The following is a 6,267-nucleotide window of genomic DNA, read 5'->3' on the forward strand; positions in this document are numbered from 1 at the left end:
GGAGATCATCTCATGGCGACTATGCAATGTGATGTCGTAAGTGTTAAAGAGTCTATTTACTCTGGCGCAGTGACGATGTTAATCGCGAAAGGTGCAGGTGGTGAACTTGGTATTTTGCCAGGTCACGCTCCACTTGTAACTTTGCTTCAACCGGGCCCGATTCGTGTTCTGTTGGAAAATGGTACAGAAGAAATCGTCTATGTATCTGGCGGTGTTTTAGAAGTTCAACCTCATGTTGTAACGGTTCTTGCAGATACTGCAATCCGTGCTGACAATTTGGATGAAGCTGCAATTTTAGAAGCACGTAAAAATGCTGAACAATTGCTTGCAAACCAAAAGAGTGATTTGGACTCAGCTGCTGCTTTGGCATCTCTTTCAGAGATCTCAGGCCAGCTTGAAACAATCCGTAAAATCAGAAACCGCGCTCAATAAGACGCGGTTCGAGATTGAAAAAGCCACCGCAAGGTGGCTTTTTTTATTGCTAGAAAGAAAATTAAGAATCAGTTTTTGAATCAGACTTTTCATCTCCTGCCATAATCAGTGCAGCAAGTTTGACCATATCCATTTGGATGGTATTGAGTTGCTTCTCAATTTGGTCGAAATCAATTTGTTCTAATTTCCCATTTAATAAAGGCATACTTAAAGCTTGTTGGTTTGCTTGTAGTAAGTTTTGGCGAATATTTTCAACTTCCTGACTTCTTATATCTAAAGTCAATAGTGCTTGATTTAAGCCTTTTAACTGCTGTTTTAAAGTGGTCACAGTTGTTTTTAGTTCTTGTTGATCTTTATCTTGGATGGCTTGTTCAACATCAAGTTGAGTGTCTTTAAGCTTTTCAATATAGTCGCCTGCCTTTAACTGTAAGTTAGCTGCATCACGAACGATATAAAAAACATTACCGCTTTTTAACTCAGCTTTATTTTTGGCAGGTACGATTTCTTGTTGAGAATCATCTGCTTGTTCTGATACTTCGTCATTGGTTTGAGCAGATTCTTGTTCCTTAGCATGGTCTTGTGCCTGATCGCATCCAAGTAACAACATACCTGAAGCAAAAATCACAAATGGAAAAAATGCGCCTTGTAAAACTTTTTTCATAACTACAAACAATACCAAGTAAAGCAAGTGCGTACTATATGCATAAAATATGTAGAAATAAGGTATTGTTGCAAATGAACAACATTTTGACCAGACAATGAAAAGAGTGCCGTAGCACTCTTTTTTCTTAAATTGCGCTAAAAATTATTTAGCGAGTTCAGCTTCAACTGCTTTTACAATTTGTTCATCGTCTGCTGTTAAGTTTGGCGCAAAACGAGCAACAACTTCACCATTTTTATTGATGAGGAATTTCTCAAAGTTCCATAATACTTCTGGAGCAGGGTTTGTTGGAATGCCTAAACCTTCTAAACGCTCACGGAAAGGGCCATCACCAATGCGTTCTGGTTGAGCTGTTGTCAGTGCCTGATAAAGAGGATGTTTATCTGCACCTGCTACAGAAATTTTAGAGAAAAGCGGGAAATGAACATCGTAGTTTAATGAACAGAATTGTTGGATTTCTTCATCTGAACCAGGCTCTTGTTCTTTGAAGTTATTTGCAGGGAAACCTAAGATTTCAAGACCTTGATCTTTTTTCGCTTGATAAAGCTTTTCTAAACCTTCGTATTGTGGAGTTAAACCACATTTAGATGCTGTGTTTACGATTAATAAAACCTTACCTTTATATTGGTCAAGGTCAACCGTTTCGCCTGAAATAGCTTTTACTGGAATATGGTATACAGATTGAGTCATGTGTCTTTCCTGAAGATTGTAATTGATATCAAGTAACGCATTTGTTTTAACTGCTATTCTTGAGGAGTGCAATAATATTCGTGTTCAAAAAATAAAAAGAGAAGAAAAAACTGTCTGCGATCTAATTGTTTCTGATTTGAACAGGTGTTTGACCTGTATATCTTTTAAAAAATTCAATAAAACTGGAACTGTGTTGGTAACCTAAATCGTATGCTAAACGTTTAATGGGTATACCTTGTCGAATTTGATGGATGGCATAAACAATTTTAGCTCTATTACGCCATTCCGATAAAGAAAGTTGTAATTCTTGTTGGCTTAAGCGCAATAAATGGCGATCACTGACAGAAAAATTCTGCAGTAATTGTTGTAAAGATTGATTAAAAAACAAGGGGTCTGAAAGCTTTTCCAAAATTGGCAATAAAACAGGATGTCGTGTTTGTGGCAAATAATGAGAATATGCGGTGGCTTGCTGTAATTGATCGAATAAAACTTGCAGAAGGTGTACTAAATATTCAGGTTTTCCATTTTGTTTTTGCTGTTCCAGAATTTGTAAAACTAGAGTTCGAAAGAAAGGCTGAATGCTAAAGCACTTACAGACATTACCTAAAATAGAACATAAACGAGGGTGGAGGCGGATACAAATATAGTGAATTTCATGATCGATATGAGTAGATTGATGAACAGTTTGAGGTGGAATCCAAAGTCCATAGCTTGGAGGTGACAAATAAATTTGTTCTTCTACCTGCATTTCCAAAATACCATTCAAACTGAAATTAAAATCTCCCCAAAGTGAAGCATGAGGACGAACAATATCTTCTTTTTCATATAGAAACTCATGAACTTCTATATCATTCAATAAAGAAAATTGTTGGTCCTCATTTTTCATCTACTTACTCTGAATAATATTTTAGTTTTCACAAGTCGCTTTAGGATTATTTAAGCCTTTGGCAAAGGTAAATGTACTAATTAATGCTAAAGCAACGAAGCTTAATACACCATAAATTAAAGTATTTTCATTGAAATGATCAACTACATAACCACCTAATAATGAACCTGTAGCAATCATGACTTGAAACATGCCAACAAAAAGCGGCATACCTTTTTCTACAGCATGGGGTGCGTGTACAAACATCCAAATATTGGCAGAGGTAGGAAAGGCACCGAATGCGAAGCCCCATAGCGCAGTAAGAACGATGGCACCAAATTCATGAATAGCAAAGATAGGGAAGCCAAAAAATACGATTGCAAAACATGTCCCAACAAATGCGAGTGTGTAACGAACATTTAAGTTGCCACTATATCCTGCAAATGCATTTCCAAAGATACCAGCAATTCCGTAAAGCAATAATAATGAACTAATAGTGGTGCCATTGAACCCTGCAATATTCTTGAAAAAGGCGCTAAATAACTGTAGGCACAGAAATGAGCAAGACCAATTAATAAAACAATAAGCATACCGCTACGTGCTTTGGGCGTACGTAATAGAGCAGGTAAATCACGAATATGAATGGCTGATTCTGGTAAAAGTTTTGGTAAGAAAATAAGCTGAAGGACGAGTACAACAAGGCCGATCGCAGCGGTAATACCAAATGCACTACGCCATCCATAAAACTCGCTTAGCCAAGTTCCAATCGGAACCCCTAATACAGTCGCAAAGGTTACACCAGCCATGACTACGGCAGTTGCTTTAGCAATAGGCAAATGTGCAGGTGCCAGCTTGCCGCTTAACGCAATAGCCGTGGCCCAAAAGCCACCGATTGAGATACCTAAAATTAAGCGGCTCAATAATAAAACATGAAAGTTTTCAGCAAAAGCAGTAATGGTATTGGCAATCACCATAATTGCAGTCAGTAAAATAAGCACGTAACGACGGTCAAGTTGTTTTACTGAAACAGGTAATAGAGGGGCCGCAATGGCTGCCATAATGCCAGGTACAGTAATAATAAGACCAGCGGTACCGACAGAAATATGTAAATCAGCTGCAACGCTATTTAAAACACCAACCGGTAAAAATTCACTTGTTACTAATGCAAATGCTGCAATGGCAACCGCCAAAATAGCAAACCAGCTCCCTTGTGTGGAAGTCATGGGTCGCGGTTTAGAGGTAGTAGATTGGTCCATAATAAATCCTTACTTGGCTAAATTTAGAGTGAAGAAAGGCAATTTTTAATTAACTAACGATCATTATGAAAATAAAATAGTTGATAAAAAATCGAACGTCAATTAATTTAATAACGATTGTTATAAAAATAGATGTGATCTTTATGACAAATAGGCATGAAACAGATCTTATGGTTAATGAAGATACGCTGAAAAAGAAGCGTGGACGCCCTAAATGCTTTGATGAACAGCAAGTTTTAGAGAAGGCTATGTTGCTTTTTTGGGAACATGGTTATGAAGCAACGTCTATTAGTGACTTAACGCAGGCTTTAGAAATTACGGCGCCTAGTTTATACAGTACTTTTGGTGATAAGGCAGGCTTGTTTTATAAAAGTATTGATTATTACTTAGCTCATGAAGCATGTCCTATTGAAACGATCTTTTTAGAAGCAAAAACTGCAAAAATTGCTTTTGAGTTGTATCTTTATGACAATGTAAAACGATTGGTTCAACCCAATAAACCAGCAGGTTGTATGTTGGTGGTTGCAGCTATGAATTGCTCTGATGCGACACAAGAGGTCCAGCAAAATCTATTAGATAAGCGTATAAAAACTAAAGAAAAATTATTAAAACGTTTGGAACAAGGTGTAGAGCAGGGTGATTTATCAGCTAATGCTCCTCTACAAGAAATGACAGACTTCTATGCTACTGTTATTCAAGGACTGACTATTCAAGCGAGAGATGGCGCGACCACTGAGCAACTACATAAAGTGGTAGAACATGCCATGAAAGCTTGGACATTATTTTAAAAAATTAATGATGTCCTAAGTTCAATATCAATGTCGGAAATGCGATATTTCAATTTATTAAGACATTCTTCAAAATAAAATCTCTTTTGTAGATGGTGTATTACTATGAGTCAGGTCATGAAATATCACAAATGGGCATTTATTTTTCCCATTCTGGCAGTACTGATTTGGTCTTTAAATATTGTAGTCACCCGCTATGTCTCGGACTATATTTCTCCGGTAAGTATTAGCTTTTATCGGTGGTTAATTGCCTTTATTATTTTGACTCCATTTATGTTTATATCTGTTTGGAGACAAAGACGAATAGTAATACCCTATTTACCTAAGCTTGCTGTGTTAAGTGCATTTGGGATGGTGCTTTATCAAGGCCTTGCTTATACGGCAGCTCATTATACCAGTGCAACTAATATGGGTATTGTTAATGCCTTTATTCCGATTTTTACTATTTTTGTTTCTCTTGCGATTTTAAAAGATGTACCTAATCGTTTTGCTGTTTTTGGTAGTATTTTATCTTTTGCGGGTTTGCTATATGTCATGTCCCAAGGAAATATTAATAAGCTATTAAGTGGTGGCGGACACCTTGGTGATGCGCTCATGATTGTTGCTGTATTCTTCTATGCATTTTATGGGGTTTTCTTAAAGAAATGGCAGCTTCCACTTCCAATTATGACGAGCTTATATGTCCAGATAGGGTTTTCTGTGCTGTTCCATTTACCTTTAATTTTCTGGTTTGGTCTTGATGGCTTAAATGCACAAAATGCGCCAAGTGCAATTTATGCCGGTGTATTTGCTTCTTTAATTGCGCCGTTAGTTTGGATGTTAGCTGTACAACAAATCGGGCCAAATAGAACCAGTATATTTATGAACCTTGTACCAGTGTTCACAGCCATTATTGCAAGCCTCTGGTTATCTGAGCAGTGGACGATCTATCATACTTTCGGTGGAATTATGATTCTCGTGGGTATTATCATGGCACAAAAGAAGGTTAAATCTAAAAAATCAGATCTCCTGCCAGAGCAAAATTAAGAATAATAAAAAAACTATGGCATATTTTTAAAAAAAGTAATGAAAATATGCCAATTTTTTTGTTAATCCAAGCTTTTCTATATGATTTATAAATATATTTATAAAAATATTGTGTAATAGACCTCTTGCGAAAGTAAAAACCACCTCAATCTAAATTTCATGAGATATCAGAAATTAAATCGTTTTTCAGATTCTGAATTCCAGCGCTTGGTTGGTGTACCTCGACCAGTTTTTAGTGAAATGATCGAAGTTTTAAAAGAAGTAGAATCACTTAAAAAGAAATCTGGGCGTCCTCATACTTTAGCTATAGAGGATCAATTATTATTAACACTCAATTACTTACGGAATTACAGCACTCAATTGGAGTTGGCTGCAAATTACCATATCGCTGAAAGTAATGTGAATCGAACCATTAAAAAGGTTGAAGATGCATTGATGAAATCAAGACGGTTTACTCTGCCAAAACGAAGCATTACCACAGCAGACGAACAGTTTAACTGGGTCATTATTGATGCGACAGAATGTTCAATAGAACGTCCGAAAAAAAAA

At 36.7% G+C, this 6,267-nt stretch carries 6 protein-coding genes and 2 pseudogenes; 4 read left to right on the forward strand and 4 right to left on the reverse strand.

The window, feature by feature from the left end; genetic code table 11:
- Positions 1–12: 12 nt before the first annotated feature.
- Positions 13–432, forward strand: a complete 420-nt coding sequence (locus HMPREF0014_RS22005) for a F0F1 ATP synthase subunit epsilon (RefSeq protein WP_006581280.1) — start codon at positions 13–15, stop codon at positions 430–432.
- A gap of 61 nt (positions 433–493) precedes the next feature.
- Here the strand turns inward: HMPREF0014_RS22005 and HMPREF0014_RS22010 are convergent, their stop codons facing one another.
- From HMPREF0014_RS22010 to HMPREF0014_RS22025, 4 genes and pseudogenes are all read right to left on the reverse strand, one after another.
- On the reverse strand, positions 494–1,093 hold the full coding sequence (locus HMPREF0014_RS22010; protein ID WP_020992358.1) for a hypothetical protein: 600 nt from the start codon (positions 1,091–1,093) through the stop codon (positions 494–496).
- Positions 1,094–1,237: 144 nt separating this feature from the next.
- Positions 1,238–1,783, reverse strand: a complete 546-nt coding sequence (locus HMPREF0014_RS22015; protein ID WP_002054204.1) for a glutathione peroxidase — start codon at positions 1,781–1,783, stop codon at positions 1,238–1,240.
- A 121-nt stretch (positions 1,784–1,904) separates the two neighbouring features.
- Positions 1,905–2,669, reverse strand: coding sequence for a helix-turn-helix transcriptional regulator (locus tag HMPREF0014_RS22020; RefSeq protein WP_006581282.1), 765 nt, complete (start codon positions 2,667–2,669; stop codon positions 1,905–1,907).
- Positions 2,670–2,690: 21 nt separating this feature from the next.
- Positions 2,691–3,904, reverse strand: a pseudogene (locus HMPREF0014_RS22025) (MFS transporter).
- A gap of 134 nt (positions 3,905–4,038) precedes the next feature.
- On the opposite strand from HMPREF0014_RS22025, the gene HMPREF0014_RS22030 reads away from it, so the two are divergent.
- The 3 genes and pseudogenes from HMPREF0014_RS22030 to HMPREF0014_RS22040 all read left to right on the forward strand — a co-directional run.
- On the forward strand, positions 4,039–4,692 hold the full coding sequence (locus HMPREF0014_RS22030) for a TetR/AcrR family transcriptional regulator (protein ID WP_006581284.1): 654 nt from the start codon (positions 4,039–4,041) through the stop codon (positions 4,690–4,692).
- Between the two features lie 105 nt (positions 4,693–4,797).
- Positions 4,798–5,718 carry a DMT family transporter gene (locus tag HMPREF0014_RS22035; RefSeq protein WP_002054284.1) on the forward strand — a complete coding sequence of 307 codons (921 nt, stop codon included), beginning with the start codon at positions 4,798–4,800 and terminating at the stop codon, positions 5,716–5,718.
- 159 nt (positions 5,719–5,877) lie between these two features.
- Positions 5,878–6,267 (forward strand): annotated as a pseudogene (locus HMPREF0014_RS22040) (IS5-like element ISAba27 family transposase); the annotation flags it as partial.

It is taken from the genome of Acinetobacter sp. RUH 2624 (assembly GCF_000162375.2).
GTDB classification, from domain to species: Bacteria; Pseudomonadota; Gammaproteobacteria; order Pseudomonadales; family Moraxellaceae; genus Acinetobacter; species Acinetobacter nosocomialis.

Coding starts and splice junctions, on each gene's coding strand:
- HMPREF0014_RS22005 (WP_006581280.1), top strand. CDS start 13: ATGGCGACTATGCAATGTGATGTCGTAAGTGTTAAAGAGTCTATTTAC.
- HMPREF0014_RS22010 (WP_020992358.1), bottom strand. CDS start 1,093: ATGAAAAAAGTTTTACAAGGCGCATTTTTTCCATTTGTGATTTTTGCT.
- HMPREF0014_RS22015 (WP_002054204.1), bottom strand. CDS start 1,783: ATGACTCAATCTGTATACCATATTCCAGTAAAAGCTATTTCAGGCGAA.
- HMPREF0014_RS22020 (WP_006581282.1), bottom strand. CDS start 2,669: ATGAAAAATGAGGACCAACAATTTTCTTTATTGAATGATATAGAAGTT.
- HMPREF0014_RS22035 (WP_002054284.1), top strand. CDS start 4,798: ATGAGTCAGGTCATGAAATATCACAAATGGGCATTTATTTTTCCCATT.